Source organism: Microcoleus pseudofavosus SVA1_A4, assembly GCF_036700565.1.
Taxonomy (GTDB): Bacteria; Cyanobacteriota; Cyanobacteriia; order Cyanobacteriales; family Microcoleaceae; genus Microcoleus.
Map to the genome: position 1 here is coordinate 1 of NZ_JAUBPE010000100.1, position 236 is coordinate 236.

The following is a 236-nucleotide window of genomic DNA, read 5'->3' on the forward strand; positions in this document are numbered from 1 at the left end:
GGTGGCTGCGGGCTTTTTCATTCGTTTATTTTACCAGATGCCGCCACTGAAGTTTTTTTGACCTGAATCCTTACCTTATATTTATGCCCGTTTCGTTGATTGGAAAACTTAGCCAGTAATTGTCAACCTCTCTCTTAATTCCTTTCGCGTTCTTCGCGCCTTCGCGGTTCGTTTAAAAAAATCTATATAGCAGTTTTAAATCTGTGTAAATACAGGACACGGCAGTGCCGTTTCCC